This window comes from Rhizobium aethiopicum (genome assembly GCF_900094625.1).
GTDB lineage: Bacteria > Pseudomonadota > Alphaproteobacteria > Rhizobiales > Rhizobiaceae > Rhizobium > Rhizobium aethiopicum.
The window spans coordinates 37,411-60,105 of the sequence record NZ_FMAJ01000007.1; the positions used below are offsets into that span (position 1 = coordinate 37,411).

Annotated in this window: 19 protein-coding genes and 1 tRNA gene; 9 read left to right on the plus strand and 11 right to left on the minus strand. The window is 61.1% G+C overall.

Annotated features, from left to right (window positions below; genetic code table 11):
- Window positions 1-26 precede the first annotated feature (26 nt).
- Entirely contained in the window at window positions 27-917 is an 891-nt protein-coding gene (locus tag GA0061105_RS16230) for a helix-turn-helix domain-containing protein (RefSeq protein WP_092751501.1), read from the minus strand.
- Window positions 918-1,034: 117 nt separating this feature from the next.
- On the opposite strand from GA0061105_RS16230, the gene pobA reads away from it, so the two are divergent.
- From pobA to GA0061105_RS16265, 7 genes are all read left to right on the plus strand, one after another.
- Window positions 1,035-2,207 carry a 4-hydroxybenzoate 3-monooxygenase gene (gene pobA, locus GA0061105_RS16235; RefSeq protein WP_092751503.1) on the plus strand — a complete coding sequence of 391 codons (1,173 nt, stop codon included), beginning with the start codon at window positions 1,035-1,037 and terminating at the stop codon, window positions 2,205-2,207.
- Between the two features lie 144 nt (window positions 2,208-2,351).
- Window positions 2,352-3,524: an ABC transporter substrate-binding protein gene (locus GA0061105_RS16240; protein WP_092751505.1), complete on the plus strand. Its 1,173-nt coding sequence runs from the start codon at window positions 2,352-2,354 to the stop codon at window positions 3,522-3,524.
- A 66-nt stretch (window positions 3,525-3,590) separates the two neighbouring features.
- Window positions 3,591-4,454, plus strand: a complete 864-nt coding sequence (locus GA0061105_RS16245; RefSeq protein ID WP_092751507.1) for a branched-chain amino acid ABC transporter permease — start codon at window positions 3,591-3,593, stop codon at window positions 4,452-4,454.
- Between the two features lies 1 nt (window position 4,455).
- Window positions 4,456-5,460: a branched-chain amino acid ABC transporter permease gene (locus tag GA0061105_RS16250; RefSeq protein WP_092751509.1), complete on the plus strand. Its 1,005-nt coding sequence runs from the start codon at window positions 4,456-4,458 to the stop codon at window positions 5,458-5,460.
- Window positions 5,457-6,221 (plus strand): ABC transporter ATP-binding protein, encoded by a 765-nt coding sequence (locus GA0061105_RS16255; RefSeq protein ID WP_092751511.1) that lies wholly within the window; start codon window positions 5,457-5,459, stop codon window positions 6,219-6,221. Before GA0061105_RS16250 ends, GA0061105_RS16255 begins: the two co-directional genes overlap by 4 nt.
- Window positions 6,202-6,918: an ABC transporter ATP-binding protein gene (locus GA0061105_RS16260; protein ID WP_092751513.1), complete on the plus strand. Its 717-nt coding sequence runs from the start codon at window positions 6,202-6,204 to the stop codon at window positions 6,916-6,918. The genes GA0061105_RS16255 and GA0061105_RS16260 overlap by 20 nt, the downstream gene beginning before the upstream one ends.
- Window positions 6,919-7,223: 305 nt before the next feature.
- Window positions 7,224-8,051 (plus strand): VCBS domain-containing protein, encoded by an 828-nt coding sequence (locus GA0061105_RS16265; RefSeq protein ID WP_064694436.1) that lies wholly within the window; start codon window positions 7,224-7,226, stop codon window positions 8,049-8,051.
- Window positions 8,052-8,484: 433 nt separating this feature from the next.
- Here GA0061105_RS16265 and GA0061105_RS16270 read toward each other — a convergent pair.
- Window positions 8,485-8,561, minus strand: a tRNA-Met gene (locus tag GA0061105_RS16270).
- A gap of 135 nt (window positions 8,562-8,696) precedes the next feature.
- Entirely contained in the window at window positions 8,697-9,896 is a 1,200-nt protein-coding gene (gene mnmA, locus GA0061105_RS16275) for a tRNA 2-thiouridine(34) synthase MnmA (protein ID WP_064694490.1), read from the minus strand.
- Between the two features lie 259 nt (window positions 9,897-10,155).
- Between mnmA and GA0061105_RS16280 the strand changes: the two genes are divergently transcribed.
- Window positions 10,156-11,112, plus strand: a complete 957-nt coding sequence (locus tag GA0061105_RS16280) for a DMT family transporter (protein ID WP_092751515.1) — start codon at window positions 10,156-10,158, stop codon at window positions 11,110-11,112.
- A gap of 172 nt (window positions 11,113-11,284) precedes the next feature.
- On the plus strand, window positions 11,285-11,551 hold the full coding sequence (locus tag GA0061105_RS16285; RefSeq protein ID WP_092751517.1) for a hypothetical protein: 267 nt from the start codon (window positions 11,285-11,287) through the stop codon (window positions 11,549-11,551).
- A 73-nt stretch (window positions 11,552-11,624) separates the two neighbouring features.
- Here GA0061105_RS16285 and serA read toward each other — a convergent pair whose 3' ends face one another.
- The 8 genes from serA to pal form a co-directional block, all read right to left on the minus strand.
- Window positions 11,625-13,220 carry a phosphoglycerate dehydrogenase gene (serA, locus tag GA0061105_RS16290; protein ID WP_092751519.1) on the minus strand — a complete coding sequence of 532 codons (1,596 nt, stop codon included), beginning with the start codon at window positions 13,218-13,220 and terminating at the stop codon, window positions 11,625-11,627.
- A gap of 145 nt (window positions 13,221-13,365) precedes the next feature.
- A complete protein-coding gene (locus GA0061105_RS16295) occupies window positions 13,366-14,544 on the minus strand; it encodes a phosphoserine transaminase (protein ID WP_092751521.1) in 1,179 nt (392 codons plus the stop codon).
- Between the two features lie 187 nt (window positions 14,545-14,731).
- Complete coding sequence (locus GA0061105_RS16300; protein ID WP_092751523.1) at window positions 14,732-15,568, minus strand: outer membrane protein; 837 nt, start codon at window positions 15,566-15,568, stop codon at window positions 14,732-14,734.
- Between the two features lie 261 nt (window positions 15,569-15,829).
- Window positions 15,830-17,182: a phosphoglucosamine mutase gene (gene glmM, locus GA0061105_RS16305; protein ID WP_092751525.1), complete on the minus strand. Its 1,353-nt coding sequence runs from the start codon at window positions 17,180-17,182 to the stop codon at window positions 15,830-15,832.
- A gap of 240 nt (window positions 17,183-17,422) precedes the next feature.
- Window positions 17,423-19,354, minus strand: a complete 1,932-nt coding sequence (gene ftsH, locus GA0061105_RS16310) for an ATP-dependent zinc metalloprotease FtsH (protein ID WP_064694429.1) — start codon at window positions 19,352-19,354, stop codon at window positions 17,423-17,425.
- Between the two features lie 96 nt (window positions 19,355-19,450).
- Window positions 19,451-20,908: a tRNA lysidine(34) synthetase TilS gene (tilS, locus tag GA0061105_RS16315; protein WP_064694428.1), complete on the minus strand. Its 1,458-nt coding sequence runs from the start codon at window positions 20,906-20,908 to the stop codon at window positions 19,451-19,453.
- A gap of 11 nt (window positions 20,909-20,919) precedes the next feature.
- The gene (gene ybgF, locus GA0061105_RS16320) at window positions 20,920-21,909 is read right to left on the minus strand and encodes a tol-pal system protein YbgF (protein ID WP_064694427.1); all 990 of its coding nucleotides are present in this window, start codon (window positions 21,907-21,909) and stop codon (window positions 20,920-20,922) included.
- A 159-nt stretch (window positions 21,910-22,068) separates the two neighbouring features.
- The gene (gene pal, locus GA0061105_RS16325) at window positions 22,069-22,605 is read right to left on the minus strand and encodes a peptidoglycan-associated lipoprotein Pal (RefSeq protein WP_064694426.1); all 537 of its coding nucleotides are present in this window, start codon (window positions 22,603-22,605) and stop codon (window positions 22,069-22,071) included.
- Between the last annotated feature and the right edge of the window lie 90 nt (window positions 22,606-22,695).

Here is a 22,695-nt window from a genome sequence, read left to right on the forward strand (position 1 = left end):
GATGTGGGATGGCCGACCGCCAAAACCTATGCCCGTTCAAGCCGAGCTTTTTCGCTCATCCGCCAGACCCTTGGCGTTTCTCCCGCATATTTCAGGAAGAAGCGCGAGAAATAGGCCGGATCGGCAAAGCCGAGGCGAAATCCGATCTCCTGAACGCTGCCGATCGTAAAGATCAGCTGGCGCTTCGCCTCTTCGATCAGTTTGCCGGCGATCAGCTGATGTGGGGTATTTCCCGTCATCGACCGGGCGATCCGGGTGAGATGCGTCGATGAAACCCCCAGTTCTTTGGCATAGAACGAAGCAGGCTTGTGCGATCGGAAATGCTGCTGAATGAGCTCGTTCAGCATCTCCATCCGCCGCTCGTTCTCGTTTGACGGAAACTCCTGCGCATTTCCCTCACGGGAAATCCGCGCCGTCAGCCGCAACGCCAGCCCAACATAGGCGGCCAGCACCTCGTTGCGGCCACTGCGGCGGTTTTCGAATTCATCACCAAGCCGCCTCAGCGTCTGCATGACATAGGCAGCCTCGGTATTATTGGAATCGAGCGGCGTCAGATGCGGCATCGCCAGCCACTCGCCGAGATGGCTTCGCTCGCCGGGCGGATGGCTAAGATGGGATCCCAGTATTGTGATGACGAGGCCATCGATATCACGTGAGAAGCGAAAGCCGTGATTGAAGCCAGGGGGAACCGTGATGACGGCGGGCGGACGGATGCCATGGCTCCTGGCGCCGAAGATCGCATTGCCCGAACCCGCTTCGATGTATAATATCTGAAAGAAGTTCTCGTGGCGGTGTAGGCGAATTTCCCACTGGTGCAGGCTGCTGCGGGAGCGGATTGTTTCGCAATGCAACCAGAATTCCGGCGTTCGCCCGGTATTTTCTCCATAGAGCTCGTAGGTCGGTATAGGCCTGCGCATCGGCTCCCTCCCGCGCTAATGTTCGATAAGTGCAATTTTTAGGCGGGAATGTCCATTGCTGGCGCATTGATGGCGCGGCAGAATCTGGCAAAACGCAAAAAGCGAGGGAGGACACATTTGCGAACCCGGGTCGCCATCATCGGTTCAGGTCCATCTGGCCTGCTTCTCGGCCAGCTTTTGACCGAAGCGGGAATCGATAATGTCATCCTCGACCGCGTGAGCAAGGACTACATCCTCGGCCGGGTCCGCGCCGGCGTGCTGGAGGAAGGCACCGTCCGGCTGCTGGACGAGGCCAAAGCTGGAGCAAGGCTGCACGCCGAAGGCCTGCCGCATGACGGCTTCTCTCTTGCCTTCGACGGACGCGACCATCGCATCGACCTCTACGGCCTGACCGGCGGCCGACGCGTCACCGTCTATGGGCAGACCGAGGTAACGCGCGACCTCATGGAGCGGCGAGAAACAAGCGGCGCCCAATCGCTCTACGATGTCGCCGATGTCGCGCCCTGGGATTTCGACAGTCAATCTCCCTTTGTGACCTATGAAAGGGACGGCGTTACCAAGCGCATAGATTGCGATTTCATTGCCGGCTGCGACGGCTTTCACGGCGCAAGCCGCAAGGCCATTCCCGAACGGGCGATCCGAAGCTTCGAGAAGATCTACCCCTTCGGCTGGCTGGGCCTGCTGGCCGATGTGGCGCCTGTCAGCCGTGAACTGATCTACGCCAATCATCCGAGGGGCTTTGCGCTCTGTTCGATGCGTTCGGCCACACGCAGCCGCTACTACGTTCAGTGCCCGCTTGACGCGAAGCTCGAAGACTGGAGCGACAATCGCTTCTGGGACGAGTTGAGACGGCGTCTGCCGGTCCATCACGCGGAGGCATTGACGACCGCCCCATCCTTCGAGAAATCGATCGCTCCCCTGCGCTCCTTCGTCGCCGAGCCCATGCGTTTCGGCCGGCTCTTCCTTGTCGGCGACGCCGCCCATATCGTGCCTCCGACCGGCGCGAAGGGGTTGAACCTTGCAGCGAGCGACGTCCATTATCTCTTCAGCGGGCTCCTCGAACACTACCGCGAAGGCTCCGACAGCGGCATCGACGCCTATTCGCAGACGGCACTCGCCCGCGTATGGAAAGCTGTCAGGTTTTCCTGGTGGATGACGACGATAATGCACCGGTTTCCCGATACCGGCGATTTCGACCAGAAGATCCAGGAGGCTGAGCTCGATTATCTCACACATTCCCGTGCGGCCTCCACGGTGCTCGCGGAAAACTATGTGGGATTGCCATTCTGATGCGCGGTTGGCGTCAAATCATAATCTCATGGTGATGGATTACCGCATTTATTTCATTTTACATCACCATTTCGCATGACAAGCTAACGCGAATTTGCGCTAGCAAATACGGCGCCGGGAGTGCGCCAACAAGGGAGAGAGAGAATGAAGAAACTGCTTCTGGCCGCCGTTGCGGCAATCGCCATAGGCACCAGCGCCTATGCCGACACCATCAAGGTCGGCGTCATCGGGCCGTTCTCCGGCCCGTTCGCGCTCCAGGGCAAGAACTTCAAGGCCGGCATTGACGCCTATATGGCAGTCAATGGCAACAAGGTCGGCAGCGACACGGTCGAGGTCGTCTACCGCGACGTGCCGCAGGCCGATCCGGCCCAATCCAAGGCGCTGGCGCAGGAACTGATCGTCAAGGAAAAGGTCCAGTATCTCACGGGCTTCTATTTCACCCCCGACGCCATGGCAGTGACGCCGATCCTGAAGCAGGGCAACGTGCCGATGGTCGTCATGAACGCTGCGACCTCGGCGATCGTGACCAAGAGCCCGCTCGTCGTGCGCACTTCGTTTACAACATGGCAGACCTCGACGCCGATCGCCAAGGTTGCCTTCGACGGCGGCGTCAAGAAGGTGATTTCAGTCGTCAGCGACTACGGCCCGGGCATCGACGCCGAGAATGCCTTCAAGGCCGGCTTCGAAAAGGCCGGCGGCCAGGTGGTCGAGGCGATCCGCATGCCGCTTGCGACCAACGACTTCAGCCCGATCATGCAGCGCATCAAGGATTCCGGCGCTGAGGGCGTCTTCGCCTTCCTGCCATCGGGCCCGACGACACTTGGCTTCGTCAAGGCCTATAATGAGAACGGCTTGAAAGCCGCCGGCATCAAGTTCTTCGCGCCGGGTGATCTGACGCAGGAATCCGACCTGCCGGCCCTCGGTGATGCTGCCCTCGGCATCCAGACGACCTTCCACTATGCGGTGTCGCATGACTCTCCCGAGAATAAGGCTTTTGTCGAAGCTGCAGCCAAGGCGATCGGCAACAAGACCGAACTCTCCTTCCCCTCAGTCAGCGCCTATGACGGCATGTATGTCATCTACAAAATGATCGAGGCGACGGGCGGCAAGCAGGATGCCGAGAAGGCTGTCGACGCGGTCAAGGGCCTTGCCTGGACGAGCCCGCGCGGCCCGGTTTCGATCGATCCGGAAAGCCGGCACATCACCCAGAACATCTATCTGCGCGAAGTCGCCAAAGCCGATGACGGGACCTACATCAACAAGGAGATCCAGACGTTCGAGAAGCAGGGCGACCCGGGCCTTGCAGCGACCAAGTAACATCGAGCGTCAGAACGTGCGGGGGGCTTGATATCCCAGGTCCGTCGCATTCAAGCAGGTAGTTCCATGCAGACAGTCTTCAGCATAGCCGTCGACGCGCTTGCCTATGGCATGGTGCTCTTTGTGATCTCGATCGGCCTTTCCGTCACCATGGGGCTGATGCGTGTCGTCAACTTGGCGCATGGCGCGTTCGCCATGATCGGAGGTTATATCGCCTCCTATGCCGCCCGCGACCTCGGCCTCGGTTATGCGGTGGCAATCATCGCCGCCGTGGTCGCCACAATCATCATCGCAGTCCCGCTCGAGCGCTTTCTCTACCGCCGGATCTACGGCGCCCCGGAGCTGACCCAGGTGCTGATGACGATCGGCATCACCTTCTGCGTCATCGGCATCGCGAACTACGTGATGGGACCGACACTGAAGACCATACCGCTTGCCGGCGCCCTGCAGGGATCGGCCGATCTCGGCTTCCGTACCATTCCCGTTCACCGGCTTTTCGTCATCTTCTGCGGTCTCGCCGTTGCGCTCGCCCTCTGGTTCGCGATCGAGCGAACTAGCTTCGGGGTCAAGCTGCGCGCTTCTGTCGACGATTCGGCGATGGCTGCGGCCCTCGGCGTGCGCACCGAGATCATCTATGCGGTGAGTTTCGCCGTTGCCGTTGGGCTTGCCGCCTTCGGCGGCGTCGTCGGCGCCGAACTCCTGCCGGTCGAACCCTATTACGCGCTGCGCTACATGGTGACCTTCCTGGTCGTCGTCTCCGTCGGCGGCGCCGGTTCCATTCCCGGCGCGCTGATCGCCTGCCTGCTGCTCGGCGCAATCGATACTACGGGACGCTACCTGATGCCGGAATTCGGTGAATTCTTCTTTTATCTCGCCGTGATCGCCGTCATCTGCATTTTCCCGCGCGGCCTCGCCGGAAGGGCAAAATAGGATGGCGCTTGTGATCAACAACGAAAACGAACGTCTCCAGCACCGGCGCGCTTTCCTCAGCCACGATCTCGCGGGCATAACGGTGATTGCCGCCATTGCCGCCGTCGGTTATTTCGCCTTCCCCGATAATCTCGCGCTTCTGACGCGGTTGATCACGATCGCGCTGCTCGTCCTGTCGCTCGATCTGGTGACGGGTTATTGCGGCGTCGCGACACTCGGCCATGCCGCCCTGTTCGGCTCCGGAGCCTATGCCGCCGGCATCCTGTCGGCGCATTACGGCATCAACGACCCGCTGCTGATGATGCTTGCAGGCATTGTGGCAGGCGCGCTTGCCGGGTTGCTCAGCGGTGCGATCATCCTGCGCGCGCATGGCCTGCCGCAGCTCGTGCTCTCGATTGCCTTGATCCACCTCTTTCATGAATTCGCCAACAAGGCCTCCTCATGGACAGGCGGCAGCGATGGACTTTCCGGTATCGCGCCGGACCCGGTTTTCGGCCTATTCGAATTCGATCTCTATGGTCATACCGCCTTCTTCTTTGGAATGGCGCTGCTGCTTGTTGTCTTCGTGCTGCTGCGCTTGCTGGTGCGCTCGCCCTTCGGCATGCTCTGCCGCGCCATCAAGCAGGACCCGCTGCGCATCCGCGCCATGGGCGCTTCGCCGACGGCAGCTCTCATCAGAATGTACGTGATCTCGGGCGCGGTGGCGGGCGTCGGCGGCGCTTTGAATGCGATCTCGACGCAGGTCGTCGGCCTGGACAGCCTGTCCTTCACCCAGTCGGCCGAGGCCCTCGTCATGCTCGTGCTCGGCGGCGCCGGCTCCCTCTTCGGGGCGCTCTCCGGCACCGCTGTCTTCATGCTCTTCGAGGATACCGTCTCGGCCGCCAATCCCTTCCACTGGCTCACCATAGTCGGCGTGTTGCTGATCGCCGTCGTGCTCTTTGCGCCCAAGGGTCTTTACGGAACAGCCGCAAGCTTCATTGCCCGCCGCAGGGAAGAGCGCCCATGACCCCTGTCTTCGAAGTCCTCAATCTCCGGAAAGCCTTCGGCGGGCTTGCCGTCACCAATGATGTCTCGCTGGCGATGGCGCCCGGCGACCGCGTCGCGCTGATCGGCCCGAACGGCGCCGGCAAGACCACCTTCGTCAACCTCGTCACCGGCAATCTCTCTCCCGATTCCGGCGAGGTTCGTCTCGCCGGCGAGACGGTAACGGCGGTCGCTGCGGTGGGCAGGGTCAAACGCGGCCTTGTGCGATCCTTTCAGGTGACCCGCCTTTTCCAGGATATGACGCCGGCCGAACATGTGGGACTTGCCGTGCTTCAGCGGGACGGAAAGACTGGGAACATGTTTGGCAACTTTCTTCGCATGCCAGATGTCATGGCGGAAGTCGATGATCTCCTCGGAAAACTCGGATTGGGCTTGCTGATGAATCGCAAGGTCAGCGAAATCGCCTATGGACAGCAGCGGCTTCTGGAACTCGCTGTGGCGCTTGCACTGAAGCCGAAAGTTCTGTTGCTCGACGAGCCGGCAGCCGGCGTGCCGCAGAGTGATACCGGCCGCATCGAGCAGGCGCTGGCCGAGCTGCCTGCCGATCTCGCCGTCCTGATGATCGAGCACGACATGGACCTCGTCTTTCGATTTGCCAGACGCGTCATCGTGCTTGCATCTGGAGCAATCATCTTCGATGGCCCACCTGAAGACGTCACCAGGGATGCGCGCGTCCGTGAGGCCTATCTCGGGAGTTATGCCAATGCCAGCCCTGCCGCTTGAAGTCGAAAACCTATCGGCCGGATACGGGCCGACGCGGGTGCTCGAAGGTATTTCCTTCTCCGTGCCGGCAGGCGCCCGGCTTGCCGTGCTCGGCCGCAACGGCATGGGCAAGACCACGCTTCTGGCAACGCTGGCCGGGCAGACCAGGCGCTATGAAGGCCGCATCCACCTCGGTGGCTCGGATATCACCGCAGCACCGAGCGCAACGCGCGCTCATAAGGGGCTTGGCTACGTGCCGCAGACGCGCTGCGTCTTCCCGACGTTGACGGTGGAAGAAAACCTTTTCGTCGGCCTGAAGGCGCGGCCGAAGACGGCGCTGGAGGAAGCCTATGGCATGTTCCCGCGGCTGAAGGAACGCCGCCGAAACCTCGGCAACCAGCTCTCCGGCGGCGAGCAGCAGATGCTTTCAACGGCCCGAACCATTCTCGGCCGCCCGTCCGTTCTGTTGCTCGACGAACCGCTCGAGGGCCTCGCCCCTGTCATTTGCGAGGAACTGATGGCCGCCTTCGCCGATCTTGCCAACAAAGGCGATATGACCATCCTCCTTGTCGAACAGCGCATCCAGAGCGCGCTCGATTTCGCCGATCACGTCATCATTCTCGAACGAGGGCGACTGGCCTGGACGGGAACGCCGGAAACTCTGTCCCGAGATCACGAGGCCGTGGAGCGCCTGCTTGGCGTCGGCGGCCTCCATTGACATGAGCGGCAGAACGATCGGCGCCGCCGATCAAGTCCGGTTCAGCTGCAAATTCGCGACGCTCTCTGAAACAATAAATGCAATATATCGTCATGAGGGTGTCATCGGCAGCCCGCCATTATTATCCCATCTGTCGCTTGTGCTTGCAAATAGTCGGAATCGATCTCCGCATTTGAACAGTTCAGTTTCTCCCATCTGGATCTGTGCAATCAGAGGGTAGAGTTGATCGGCAGATTGGTCGTTTTCCATTGCCAGGCACTCGATAGAGTTGCATAGTCCGACAACACATGAGGCGGGAGGTAGAAATGGCAAATCACAAGCCGTTCGCAGGCGACGTATACTTGCCTGTTTTTGATATCAACGATCCGATCAGCGGCGACATTCTTGAGAATTCCTACGATACGGACGGAGATCAGCTGCGACTGAATTTCGTCAATGGACAGCGGATCAAGCAGCCGGCGGATGCGGATGATCCCGCGACGACGACGATCATCGAAGGCAAATACGGCACGCTGACCATCCGCTCCGACGGCACCTACATCTATGCGCTGGACCATTCCAAGCCTGAGGTGGCGGCGCTCGGGCCGGGAGATCGACTCGTCGATCAGTTCAACTTCAAGATCTCAGACGGCAAAGGCGCCACCGACTTCGGCTTGCTCGATATCGCCGTCGACCTTCCGGAGCGCGGCGACGTCTTCGTTGGTTTCGAGGATGTCGGTCAGCATGACTTCCCGACGGGCTACAAGGGCTTCGATTGGGGTGCCTGGCGAGACGGCGACGACGCAACCGTGCACGAGGAGGCCGATGGCAATCATTACCTGTCGGGCGGCGTCTTCTGGACACCGATCTACTCGGCCGATGGCGGCCCCTTCCAGATCGAGCAATTTGAAGTCGCCAACGGAACGTCGAATTACGACAACGTCCTGACGATCGAAGGCCGGCTGAACGACAACATCGTCTTCTCCACCACCGTGACCGTGACCGCCGACAGCATCGACGATCCCCAGCTGATCGATCTCAGCGCCTATGGTGAGATCGATTACCTCCTGCTCGATAGCGAACCGATCGTCACGGATACCAGCGGACCCGATTACTTCGGCGCGCAATACGACAATTTCCATTTCATCGTTTGAGGGATGGGGAAGAGCGTCTACCGGAAAACTTTGCATCTTTCCGAGCGCGGACCGCAGCGGCTGTGGTAGCAATTTCTTGCGATAGCTGACCGACCTGCGCCCTGCTAGCGTTCAATCGTGCGGAGGGGCACGGTCATGCTGGGATGGAGGAAATGATGCAATCAGTCGGGATCAGGATAGCGGCGGTCATGTTCTCACTGGCCGTATGGGCTATTATTATCGCTGCCGCCTCCCATCTTTGGGCGACGAAGATGCCTGTATTGCTTCTGACGCTGTACAGATAGGACTGCCCTGGCTTCAGCGGAAATTCGGAGAGCTGAACTGCTTTTTCTACGCCCGTCGCCACGTCTGGCGCTGCGAGCGACTACTGCCGCGGCCGCCGGACCGGCCCAAAAATCGGGCCATCACAATCGCATATTCTGCAACGAGGGAATGGTAGCGGAGGAGGGATTTGAACCCCCGACACAAGGATTATGATTCCTCTGCTCTGACCTACTGAGCTACTCCGCCACTGGTCAAACGATACCTGCTCGCGAAGCGCTGCGGGCTCGTGGGATGAGCGGCTTATAAGGTGCGCTTCGGCTTTGTGTCAAGCACATGATGGAGAAAAACGCTGAGCTTTGCCGCCCGTCGTTTCCGATGGGTTCAAGCGGCGACGGGGCCGGTCAGCAAGGCCTTGAGCGAGGCTTCGGCCGAGGGTTCGCGTTCGGAGCGTTCGATGAAACCGCCGCCGAAGACGCGGGCGTCGTCGCCGGGCGCGGAATAAAGCGCGCAGGCCTGGCCGGGCGCAATGCCAGCCTCACCGACCGTCAGATCGACATAGGTGCCCGTCGCGTCGGCATGCAGCACGGCAGGCGCCGGTGCCCGCGTCGAACGGACCTTGGCGTAGCAGGCAAAGCCTTCGCCGGAAGCGGCCTCCGCGAGCGTGACATCGCCCAGCCAGTTGACGTCGCGCAGATAAACGCGGTGCGTTTCCAGCGCTTCCTTCGGGCCGACGATAACGCGGCGCGAGCGGGCGTCGAGATAGACGACGTAGAGCGGCTCGCCGGTAGCGATGCCAATGCCGCGGCGCTGGCCGATGGTGAAATGCAGGATGCCTTCATGGCTTCCCAATATGCGGCCGTCGAGATGGACGATCTCGCCGGCAAGCGCCGCATTCGGCTTCAGCTTGGTGATGATGTCGGAATATTTGCCCTGCGGCACGAAGCAGATGTCCTGGCTATCGGCCTTCTTGGCGACGACGAGGCCCATCTCCTCGGCCAGCCGGCGGGTCTCGGCCTTTGGCAGGCCGCCCAAGGGAAAGCGGAGATAGTCGATCTGCTCCTGCGTCGTGGCGAAGAGGAAATAACTCTGGTCGCGGTCGGCGTCGGCCGGGCGGAAAAGCGCGCGGCGGCCGGGCTTCTCAGCCGACGGGTTCGGCCGCGAGCGGATATAATGGCCGGTCGCCAGCGCATCGGCGCCGAGCTCCTTGGCCGTCGCCAGAAGATCGGCGAACTTGACGGTCTGGTTGCAGGAAACGCAGGGGATCGGCGTTTCACCCGCCACATAGCTTTCGGCGAAGGGATTGATCACCGTCTCGCGGAAGCGCTTTTCGTAATCGAGCACATAATGCGGAATGCCGAGCGTCTCGCAGACGCGGCGCGCATCGTCGATATCCTGGCCCGCGCAGCAGGAACCGGCGCGGTGAACGGCCGCCCCGTGGTCGTAAAGCTGCAGCGTGATGCCGAGCACATCGTAACCCTGCTGTTTGAGAAGGCCGGCAACGACGGATGAATCGACGCCGCCCGACATGGCGACGACGACACGGGTCTCTTCCGGCTTCTTGTCAAAATCCAGTGTGTTCAACGATGGTGCCAATTCTGCTGTTTCGATCCGCCGTTCTGACTTCGGATTGTGGCGGATTTCCTGCATTTCGGCGGGATCGGCCGCCAGCTTTCATGGGCGACGGATATAGAAACTATTGCGCCCGCGCGCAAGTACCGGCCTTTCGGCCGATTTGCAGCGGCCATATGCGCATGCGCATTGCAGCTATTCGCAATCGGCCTTTGTCCGCCCGCATTTCATCGCGTAGATGAAATAGCCCACCTTTAGAAGATTCGGATACATGACAGCCGCCTCAACCACGCTTCGCGGCGTCCTTGTCGCATTCGCCGGCTATGCCGTCTTTGCTTTCAGCGATGCATCCATCAAAGCCTTGCACGGCACTATTCCTTCCTTCCAGGTCGCCTTCATCGGCGCGGTGCTCAGCATGTCTGCCCTTCCCTTCATCAAGGGGCCGGGCGATTCATGGCTCGACATCTTCGCGACGACCAATCGGCCGCTCTGGATGGCGCGCTTTGCCGCCGGCGCGGCCGGGTCGATCGCCTCCATCATCGCCTTCACAAAGCTGCCGATGGCCGAAGCCTTCTGCCTGCTGTTCCTGCTGCCGTCCGTCGTCACCATTCTCTCTGTCATTTTTCTGAGGGAGGATGTCCGCTGGCAGCGCTGGGCGGCAGTCATCGTCGGCTTCCTCGGTGTGCTGGTCGTTCTCCGGCCCGGCTTCCGCGAGCTGTCCGTCGGACATGTGGCCGCAACTATCGGCGCGATCGCTGCTGGCGTCGCCATCGTCATTCTGCGGGCGCTCGGCCCGGCCGAAAAACGGCTGTCGCTCTATGGCGCCTCCCTGCTCGGCACGCTTACCGTCAGCGGCGTTCTGACGCTCTCCGAGGTCGTTGTGCCGACGCCGCAGCAATGGGTCTTTCTCGCAGGTTACGGATTGCTGGGTGCAGTGGGAAATGTGATGCTGATGACAGCGGCGCGGCTCGCCCCGGCGACGCTCGTGGCGACACCGCAATACAGCCAGATGATCTGGGCCATCGCCTTCGGCTATCTCTTCTTCAACGATCACGTAGATCTGCCCATGGCCCTCGGCATTGTGCTCATCATCTGCTCCGGCCTGCTGACCCTAATCCGCGAGCGCAAGCGCCACGTACCCCTGCCCGCAGCCGTCGCCTCCGGCGACTCGCAATCGCCGCTTGCCACGACGCCGGCCGAAGGCGATGCGCAAGCACCCGCGCGATAGGTCTTATTTTGTTGCCTGCCGTCGGCCGCCGAGGCTCGTTCATCAATCAGGTCCCTCTGCGCCCTGGGATTAATCCGATCTTACTAAGATAATCGGCGCGCCGTGGAACGATTTCTTCGATCATGCGTTGCAGCGGCAGCAATGTCGCAATCGAATGGCTGAGGAGGGTTTCATGGGCAGGTTCGGCACGACGACAGAGTACAGCAGAATCAAACATTGGATCGAAGAGCGCGGCGGCCATCCCGCGCGCATCAAGAACGCGAGCGACGGCGAAACTGTCCGCGTCGATTTCTCTCCGGAAACACAGGAGGACATTTCCTGGGACGAATTCTTCCAGGGCCTCGACAGCAGCAGGCTCGCCTTCCTTCACCGCACGGAGGCCGAGGACGATAAAGCCCGCTTCGGCAAGATCATCCGCCGGAAACACTTGCCTCACTGAAAATCTGTCCCCGACGCATAAAACCCGGCGCAGTTCCCCGCGCCGGGCTTCGATATTTCCTTGGGAGGGAAACTCAGTCGATGTTGAAGGTCAGCAGCTTCGCCTGGCGGATCGCCTGGTGCGCCGTCAGCTGCGTGAGGACGCCATCATCCACCTCGCCGTCGACGTAGAGCAGCGCAATGGCGTCGCCACCTTGCTTGTCGCGGCCGAGCTGGAAGTTGGCGATGTTGACGCCGGCGGTGCCGAGCGTCGTGCCGATGAAGCCAATCATGCCAGGAACGTCGGTATTGGTGATGTAGATCATGTGCGAACCGACATCGGCGTCAAGGTTGATGCCCTTGATCTGGATGAAGCGTGGCTTGCCGTCCGAGAACACCGTGCCGGCAATCGACCGCGTCATGCTCTCGGTCTTCACCGTCAGCTTGATATACCCATCGAAGACACCAGTCTTGTCGCGCTTGACCTCGGAGAGCACGATGCCCTTTTCCTTGATCATGATTGGCGCCGAAACCATGTTGACGTCGGCGACCTGCGGGCGGATCAGGCCGGCGAGAACCGCGCTCGTCAGCGCCCGCGTATTCATGTTGGCGGTGATGCCGTCATAGAGGATCTCGATTTCCTTGATCGGCTCCTCGGTGACCTGGCCGACGAAGGCACCGAGAACGTCGGCAAGACGGATGAACGGCTTCAGGATCGGCGCCTCTTCCGCTGTGATCGACGGCATGTTGATGGCGTTGGAGACCGCGCCCTTGACGAGATAGTCCGACATCTGTTCGGCCACCTGCAGCGCGACGTTTTCCTGCGCCTCGGTCGTCGAAGCGCCGAGATGCGGCGTGCAGACGACGTTCGGCAGACCGAAGAGCGGGCTTTCCTTGGCGGGCTCGACTTCGAAGACGTCGAAGGCGGCACCGGCGACATGACCGGACTTGATCGCTTCGGCAAGGGCCGCCTCATCGACGAGGCCGCCTCGGGCGCAATTGATGATGCGCACGCCGGGCTTGGTCTTCGCGAGCGCTTCCTTGTTGAGGATGCCGCGTGTCTTGTCAGTCATCGGCACGTGCAGCGTGATGAAATCGGCGCGGGCGAAAAGCTCGTCCAGCTCAACCTTGGTGACGCCCATCTCCTCGGCGCGCTCCTTGGAAAGGAACGGGTCATAGGCGACCACATGCATCTTTAGGCCGATGGCGCGGGCGCAGACGATCGAGCCGATATTGCCGGCGCCGATGACGCCAAGCGTCTTGCCGGTGATCTCGACGCCCATGAATTTGGACTTCTCCCACTTGCCGGCCTGTGTCGAGGTATCGGCTGCCGGAAGCTGGCGGGCGACGGCGAACATCAGCGCGATCGCATGTTCGGCTGTGGTGATGGAATTGCCGAAGGGCGTGTTCATCACGATGATACCGCGGCGCGAGGCGGCCGGAATATCGACATTGTCGACACCGATGCCGGCGCGGCCGACAACCTTGAGGTTCTTCGCCCCTTCGATGATCTTTTCCGTCACCTTGGTGGCAGAGCGGATGGCGAGACCATCATACTTGCCGATGACTTCGAGCAGACGGTCCTTGTCTTTACCGAGCTGCGGTTCGAAATCGACTTCGACGCCGCGGTCGCGGAAGATCTGGACAGCGGTTTCCGACAATTCGTCGGATACGAGAACGCGAGGTGCCATGAGGGCCTCCTTGAAAAGTGTTCAGCGATGATTGAATCAGAGATGTCAGAGCATGATGCCGAAAAGTATCAGCGGTTTTCGGACAACATCATGCTCAAATTCTTTGATTCGGCTCCTCCGTCAGGCGGAGCCGAATGCGATCACGTTAGGCGGCGGCCGAAGCGAGCTGCGCCTTCTGCGTTTCGAAGGCCCAGGAAAGCCAAGGCATCAGCTTCTGCATGTCGGACGCCTCGATCGTGGCGCCGGCCCAGATACGCAGACCCGACGGGGCGTCGCGGTAATGGCCGATGTCATAGGCGACACCTTCCTTTTCCAGGAGGCCGACCAGGCCCTTGGCGAAATTCGCTTGGCCATTGCCGTCAAGCGCCGCGATATCCTTGTCGACGATCTTCAGGCAGACGGAGGTGTTGGAGGCCGTGTCCGCCTTGACGGCGAGATTGGCGATCCAGTCGTTTGCCGCAACGAAATCGTGGATAACCTTGGCATTGGCATCGGCGCGGGCGATCAGCGCCTTGAGACCGCCGAGCTCCTTGGCCCAGACAAGCGCGTCGATATAGTCTTCGACGCAGAGCATAGACGGCGTGTTGATCGTCTCGCCCTGGAAGATGCCTTCGGTCAGCTTGCCGCCCGAGGTCATGCGGAAGATCTTCGGCAGCGGCCAGGCCGGCGTGTAGGTGGTGAGACGCTCGACGGCGCGCGGCGAGAGGATGATGACCCCATGCGCGCCCTCGCCGCCCAAAACCTTCTGCCATGAGAAGGTGACGACATCGAGCTTGGCGAAATCGAGTTCCTGCGCAAAAGCGGCCGAGGTGGCGTCGCAGATCGTCAGGCCCTTGCGGTCGGCGGGAATGAAGTCGCCGTTCGGCACGCGCACGCCCGAAGTGGTCCCGTTCCAGGTAAAGACGACGTCCCGGTCGAAATCGACGGCGGAGAGATCGGGAAGCTCACCGTAACCGGCTTCGAGCTTGCGCACGTCCTTGAGCTTCAGCTGCTTGACGACATCCGTGACCCAGCCGGCGCCGAAGCTTTCCCAGGCGAGCATGTCGACCCCGCGTTCGCCGAGCAGCGACCAGAGCGCCATTTCGACGGCGCCGGTGTCGGAGGCTGGAACGATGCCGATGCGGTAATCCGCCGGCACCTCGAGAATTTCACGGGTAAGGTCGATGGCCTGCTTGAGCTTGGCCTTGCCGACCTTCGCGCGGTGCGAACGGCCGAGAGCCGCGTCGGAAAGAGCTTCGAGCGACCAACCGGGGCGCTTCGAGCAGGGGCCGGAAGAGAAATGGGTATTGTGCGGACGGATGTCCGGCTTTGCGGTCTTCGCCATGATGCTATCCTCTCAGATAGAAAGCCCTTCGTTGGGGAAGGGTGTCCCGCCGCCGTCTGTATGGATCGGGCGCGTCATAGTCAAGATCGAAGTGTCGCAAGCTGAAGATATTTTGACGCAGGCGGGGCGGCGAAAATGAAAAAGCCGCCCGGAGCGAGGGCGACTTTTGGTGCAATGATTGTCGGCCTTACTTGTAGACCGGTTGTTGCAGCGGGATTTCCGGCGGCGGCTCGTAGCTAGCCTGGGCGCAACCGCCGAAGAGGTAGCGGGCGCCGACGCGAGCTTCGTGGGCGCTGAGCCCCCTGTCCCGACCCGGGCCGCCGTTTTCCGCGTAGCCGAACATGTTGCCGCCGTCGATATGCAGGTAACGGTAGCCGACATCGGCCTTGATGTTGCAGGTCACGTCGATCGAAGCGCCGGCCATGAGGGCGTAGGTGAAGCGCCAATTGCCCTTGCCGCCGTGGGTAACTTGGTCGTCGCAGAAGCTGCCGTCATCGGCGCAGGCGACGTTGCGCAGGTTTCTCCACTTCACGTAGGAACCGCCGATACCGGCGCCGACATACGGCGTCACATAGCCGTAGGTGCCGAGATCGACATATGCGTTGGCAAGCAGCGTATAGGCGGTCATCGAAGAGCGGTCGCGCGAGGTGCAATCCACCAGCGGGAAGCCGCACTGTCCAGATGTCGAGCCCCTGAAATCCGCCTGGGTCAGATAGTCGAAGGTCAGATCGGTGCGCAGATAGCTGTTGATCTGATAACCGACACCACCACCGATCGTCCACGCGTCGTCGAGGTCGGCGTCGTCGAAATCAACCTCGGTCGCGTTGCTGCCCTGGAAATAGCGCGCGCCGCGCAGATCGGTGAAGGCATAGCCGACGTCGCCGCGCAGGTACCAGCCGGTGGCTTCGCTCACCGTCACCTCAGGCGGCTGCTCGGGGATAGGTTCGGCTGGGGCGAAATCCGCGGAATAGGCATTTGTCGCCATCAACAATGCGGCAAAGATGCCGGACAAGCTTCTTTTCATGGATTTCACTCCAAAATCCCGTTGCGGCGGCAAGCTCAGTCGCTGCCAATCTGATACGCTTTGCATGGATAATGAAATGGAAACGTTAAAAGCTGCTTAACCACGCTTATTTACTTTGATTTCAAGCATCTCGATGGCTTGAAACAGAAAGGTCGACCGCGGCCTGGAGATGACTCGGGCGCGAGATACATAGCCACACAAGTGCGCAACGAAAAGCCGGCGCTTCCGCGCCGGCTTTTTAGATTGTCTGATTTCACAGCGTCAGGCAGCGGTCCGGACATTCGAGATCGTGCCGATCAGCTCATTGACGATGCGCTCGATCTGGGCGCGGTCATCGCCCTCGGCCATGACGCGGATCAACGGTTCCGTGCCCGAGGGGCGGATAACGAGGCGGCCGTTCTTGGCGAGTTCGGCCTCGGCGTCGGCGATTGCCTTCTGCACCTGGATATCCTCCAACGGCTTGCCGCCGCTGATGCGGACATTGCGAAGGAGCTGCGGGACCGGCTCGAAACGACGGCAGACCTCGCTGACCGTACGACCCGTGCGCTTGACCGCGGCGAGAATCTGCAGCGCTGCGACGAGACCGTCGCCGGTTGTGCCGTAATCCGAAAGCACGATGTGGCCCGATTGTTCGCCGCCGACATTGTAATTGTGCTGACGCATATGCTCGACGACATAGCGGTCGCCGACCTTGGTGCGGGCAAGCGCCATGCCGCGCCCGTCGAGGAAGCGCTCGAGGCCGAGATTAGACATCACCGTGGCAACGATGCCGTTGCCGCGCAGTTGCTGGCTCTCTGCCCAGCTTTCGGCAATGACGGCCATCAGCTGGTCGCCGTCGACGATCGAACCGTTCTCGTCGACGATGATGACGCGGTCCGCGTCGCCGTCCAGCGCGATGCCGATGTCGGCGCGCACCTCATCGACTTTCTTCTGCAATGCGACGGGGCTGGTTGAGCCGCAATTGAGATTGATGTTGGTGCCGTTCGGTTCGTTGCCGATGGTAACGACATCAGCGCCCAGCTCCCAGAGCACGGCAGGCGCCACCTTGTAGGCAGCGCCATTGGCGCAATCGATCGCGACCCTCAGTCCCTGCAGCGTCACATCGCGCGGCAGCGTGCGCTTGGCATGTTCGATATAGCGGTCATGCACGCCGTCGACGCGCTTGGCCCGGCCGATGTCGTCGGATTTTGCGAGCTGCGCATTCAGGTCCTTCTCGAGCAGATCCTCGATCTCGGCTTCGATGTCATCCGAAAGCTTGTAGCCGTCGGGACCGAAAAGCTTGATACCGTTGTCTTCGTAGGGATTGTGCGAGGCGGAGATCATCACGCCGATATCGCAGCGCAGCGAGCGCGTCAGCATGGCGACGGCAGGCGTCGGGATCGGACCGAGAATGAAGGCGTCGAGACCCGCAGCGGTGAAACCTGCCACCATTGCATTCTCAAGCATATAGCCGGAAAGGCGGGTATCCTTGCCGATCACGACGCGATGACGGTGGTTGCCACGGCGGAAGATGGTGCCGGCAGCGATGCCGACCCGCATGGCGAGATCGGGCGTCATCGGGAAGACGTTGGATTGACCGCGAATACCGTCCGTACCGAAATAGCGTCTTTTCATCTGCACTCCTGCGCTTTGGCGCGCCATTCAAGGCAGCGCATCGTTCCAAGCAAATCCGGCTTCAGTGGATTGTCGTCAGTCCAGGAGCGTGATTCATGCTTGCTTCTCTTCAGCGGAATGCCACAAAATGCGGCAATCGGCACGTAAATTAGCGAGAAAAATGATTATATCCCGTTACCAATAAAAAAGGCCGGATCTCCGATATTGGAAATCCGGCCTTTTTCGAGATCGTATCGCGGTTCAATGCGGCTGCGGTTCGAGGCCGCCTTCGGGCTCGTCGCCCTTGGTGGCAGGCCGCACGCCGGCCTTCGGAACGGCCGATCCACGGCTTGGCGGCGAATCGTCGCCGAGATCACGGGACGGCTTCTCGCCGCGGATCAGCGCCTTGATCTCCTCGCCGGTCAAGGTCTCGTATTCGAGCAGGCCCTCGGCAAGGGCGACGAATTCGTCATGCTTTTCCGTCAGGATCGTGCGGGCCTGCGTATAGGCTTCGTCGATCAGGCGGCGCACTTCATTGTCGATCTTCTGCGCGGTCGCTTCCGAAACATTCTTCGACTGCGAAACTGAGTGACCGAGGAAGACTTCCTGCTGGTTTTCGCCGTAGGCGACCTGACCGAGTTGATCGGAGAAGCCCCATTGCGTGACCATGGCACGGGCAAGCTTGGTCGCCTGCTCGATGTCTGAGGACGCGCCCGATGTGATGTTCTCCTTGCCGAAGGTGAGTTCTTCGGCGACGCGGCCGCCCATCATGATGCAGAGGCGCGAGACCATCCACTTGTAGCTCATCGAGTAGCGGTCGCCTTCGGGGAGCTGCATGACCATGCCGAGCGCACGGCCGCGCGGGATGATCGTCGCCTTGTGCAGCGGGTCGGCGACAGCGACGTTAAGCGCGGTGATGGCATGCCCGGCTTCGTGATAGGCGGTCAGCTTCTTCTCCGCCTCGGTCATCGCCGAGGAACGGCGCTCCGCGCCCATCATGATCTTGTCCTTGGCGTCCTCGAATTCCTGCATGGTGACGACGCGCTTGTTGCGGCGGGCGGCCATGAGGGCGGCTTCGTTGACGAGGTTCATCAGATCGGCGCCGGAGAAACCGGGCGTGCCGCGGGCGAGAACCTTGAGATCGACATTCGGCGCCAGCGGAACGTTGCGGGCATGCACCTTGAGGATGCGCTCACGGCCGACGATATCCGGGTTCGGCACCACGACCTGGCGGTCGAAACGGCCGGGACGCAGCAGCGCCGGATCGAGAACGTCAGGGCGGTTGGTGGCGGCGATCAGGATTACGCCTTCGTTCGCTTCGAAGCCGTCCATTTCCACGAGCAGTTGGTTCAGCGTCTGCTCGCGTTCGTCATTGCCGCCGCCCAGACCGGCGCCGCGATGGCGGCCGACGGCGTCGATTTCGTCGATGAAGATGATGCAGGGCGCATTCTTCTTCGCCTGCTCGAACATGTCGCGCACGCGGCTGGCGCCGACGCCGACGAACATTTCGACGAAGTCGGAACCGGAAATGGTGAAGAAGGGCACGTTGGCTTCGCCGGCAACCGAGCGGGCAAGCAGCGTCTTACCGGTGCCCGGAGGGCCGACCAGCAGCACGCCGCGCGGGATCTTGCCGCCGAGACGCTGGAACTTCTGCGGATCGCGCAGGAATTCGACGATTTCCTCGAGATCCTGCTTGGCCTCGTCGACGCCGGCGACATCTTCAAAGGTCACCCGGCCATGCGCTTCCGTCAGGAGCTTGGCCTTGGACTTGCCGAAACCCATCGCGCCGCGGGAGCCGCCCTGCATCTGCCGCATGAAAAACAGCCAGACGCCGAGGATGAGAAGCATCGGCAACAGCGTGCCGAGATAGCTCAAAAAACCCGAAGAACCATCCGTTTCGGGACGGGCGGAAACCAGCACATTCTTCTGCTGCAGGCGATCAAGCAGGCTGTCGTCGATGACAGGCGAATAGGTCTGGAAGGTGGTGCCATTTTCAACATAGCTGCCGGAGACACGATTGCCCGTGACCACGACCTCCTTCACCCGGCCCGCATCAACCTCACGCAGGAACTGCGAATAAGGGATATCGCGGGAGCCCGTCTGCGCCGGCGCCGTCTGAAACATGCTGAAAAGGGCGATCAGCAGAAGCGCGATGATCGCCCACAATGCGAAATTACGTAAGTTAGGGTTCATTGAACTCCCCAGCACTGGAACAGCCGCCTCATGGCGACCGTCTTATTCATTCTTACATAGGGTTGCGCCGCGCTGTTGCCAAGGCAATCCCCCATGTCAGATGGTTTTTCCGTCAATACTTCTTAAAGGCAGCCCCGCATAGGGCACCATCGCGAAAACCGCCGAAAGCCTGTTGGCAAAGATGAAATCAAATCGTGTCAAAAAGCGGTCGAAGGGTGCGAAATAGGGCGTCAGTTCGATCGCTCCGGCCGATTCTGGAGATAAAAAGGTTCCTTCCGAAGATATGGCGGGCGAGGAGGCTACGGCACGTTTCCATGCGGCTTTGGGAAGATGCCGGGCCCACCCTCCCTCATTCCCGTGCTCGTCACAGGAATCCAGACACGGCACGTCCGCGCCGCGAATGACCTGGTCGCGGGGGACTTTTCCGCGCCCAAGGACTTGAGCGCACTGGATTCCTGTGACGAGCACAGGACTGCGGGAGGAATGAGCCGCCTGCGCCTCCACCTTCACGGTCGTTCCCGAGTCGTTTACAGCCTTGAACCTCCCATCCCACACCCCCGCCTCCCCCGGCAGCAATACCAGCGGCATGATCCCCCGGCTCTCGCGCGTAAGAAAAAGCCCGTCACGCCTGAGATCGAAAACCGCCCGGCCGGTAGTCACCCGCCCCAGCGCTCCGCCGGCGGCAAATGAGAGGAGGCGCTCCATCCGCGCCCTGCCCGGGACGAATGGCTGCCCGCCGAAGACCGCCGTCAGGCGGCCGAGTACGTAGTCGAGAATTGCCCGATCCTGCCGTAATCCATCAGGCACCACCTGCCCAAGCAGGCCGGCGTGAAGCCTGAAATGGCGATCCAGCCATTCGGCGCCTCCGGACGACAGAGCCAGCCGCTTCGCCCAGACGGCGCGGATGTCCGTCTCAGCCGCAGGATCGGCAGATAGCTGCCGGCGCATCCGCACACGCTCATACTTCATATCCTCGTTGCTGGGATCGTCGATCCAGCCTGCACCTCGCTCTCTCAGGAAAACGCGGATATCCGCGCGAGTGCAAAAAAGAAGCGGTCGTAGAATCCAGAACCGCCGGTCGAAAAGCACCGCATCGGCAATACCTGATGAAACCTGCTCCGTTCGGATTTCACGCATGGCAAGCGTTTCGCGCTGATCATCGAACGTATGGCCGGTGACGATGAGATCGGCGCCGAATGCTTCCGCTGCCTCAGCCAGAAGGCCGTAACGCGCCTCGCGGGCGGCAGCCATGATAGCGGTCTTCGGCTTGTCGCCGTGCCAGGTGGCTACGGTGTGGGGAATACCGAGCGATGCACAGAGGCCTGCGACCTCACGCGCTTCATCTGCTGAGCCGGCGCGCAGCGCATGGTCGACAGTTGCGGCGCAAAGGGAAATCTGGAGATGCGGCGCGGCCTTTACGGCTTCAGCGAGGAGGAGAAGCAGGCCGGTGGAATCGCTGCCGCCCGAGATCGCGACGAGAATGCGCGCAGGACTTCGAAGCGATGCGAGAAACTTGAGGATCGCCTGTTGAGGCGGGGCGACTTCCGGAGACATTCCGGAAAACCTTAGCAGGCGAGGCGTTTCTGTTCGCTCGCAACCTTGCCTATGACGGCGCGTGACGCCTTCGGATAGCGCTTCGAGACTTCGCGCAGCGTCGCGCAGGCCGTCTCCTTATTGTCGAGCGCAGCAAGCGACATGCCGAGTTTCAGCAGCATTTCCGGCGCCTTTTCGGAGCTGCCGTATTTCTGATGCGCATTGAGGAAAGTCTTGGCCGCCTCGTTGTACTTGCCCTGCGAATAGAGCGCTTCGCCAAGCCAGAAATTGGCGTCCGCCGCCCGCGCGCTGCTCGGGTAACGGGCGATGTACTGGTTGAATTCCTGCTCGGCCGTGCCGTAATCGCCTGACAGTACGTGGCCGTAGGCTGCCTTGTACTGATCCGATTCGCTACCGAGCGAGGCGGTCTGCTGCGGCGATCCGCTATTGGCATTGGGAATCGGGCCGGAACCGATGGTGGCGTTCTCGTCGACGGTTCCGCCGATCGCGTTGCCGTTCTGATCGAAGTCGATCGAGCCGAGCTGCTTCGGCGGCTGGCCGAGGCCGGTATTATCAGGCACATCGGTGGAGGGAGCCGTTTCGGCCCCCTGTGGTGCTTGGATCACCCTGGCGACGTCGTCGCTCCCGGAAGCTGCCGGCGCGGCTTCGGTCTCGCTCTTTTTGACCGGAGCCTTGGCGCCACCGCCGCCGCTACCCGTCTTTTCGAGCTGCTGGAAGCGAAATTCATTGTCTTCCTGCTGTTTGCGGATCGTCTCCTGCATCTGCAGGAGCTGAAAGCTCATTTCCTCGATTCGGCCGTTCAGCTGCCGCATCTGTTCTTCGAGCTGCTGCACGCGGATTTCCGCGTCGCCGCTCTGCACCTTGACGACGGGCGGGGTCGACTGCTGTTCCGCGGATCGGCCGCCGAGATGCAGCCCGAAGAACGAGGCCGAATAGGCCGCTCGTTCGCTCCCGGTCACAGCCGCCAGGCACAGCATGCCTGCCACGACAAGTTTCTTCATATGTATCGTCCTGTCCCAGTGATTCTTCGCGCCATCAGGCACGAACAGGAGATTTTTCCAATTGCTGTCAAAAAGCAACGGAGTCTGGCCAAAGTGTGGTCAAAAAGAAAAGGCGGCCCCTGACGGGACCGCCTTCCAAAAACAAAATATTTCTGGAAATTACATGCCGGCGCCGCCAAGCACGGTGACCGCGCGGCGATTCTGCGACCAGCAGGAAATATCGTCACAGACGGCGACCGGCCGTTCCTTGCCGTAGGAGATCGTCTTCATGCGCTGCGCCGGAACGCCGCGGGAAGCGAGGTAGTCCTTGGTAGCGGCAGCGCGACGAGCCCCGAGTGCGAGGTTGTATTCGCGCGTGCCGCGTTCGTCGGCATGGCCTTCAACGGTGATCTGGTAGTTCGGGTAACGACCGAGCCACTGGGCCTGACGGTCGAGTGTCTGAGCGGCATCGGCGCGGATCGACGTGGAGTCGGTGTCGAAGAAGATGCGGTCGCCGACATTGACCGTGAAGTCCTGGGTCGAGCCCGGCGTCGCGGCACCTGCGCCAAGACCCATATCGCCGGCGCTGTTCGGCATGCCGCCGTTCTTCTTGTTGGCGCAACCGGCAAGCGCGAGACCGGCGACAAGCGCGATCATGACGGGGTTGCGGGCGAAATTCTGCATGCGGCTCATTGCCGGGGTGTGAATTCGGCTCATGGCCGGGTCTCCTTGCGATTTCAGGGTTTCCGGACAGTAACCGCACTCGGTTAACCGCCCCTCAAAGATTATGGTTAACAATTCACTGAT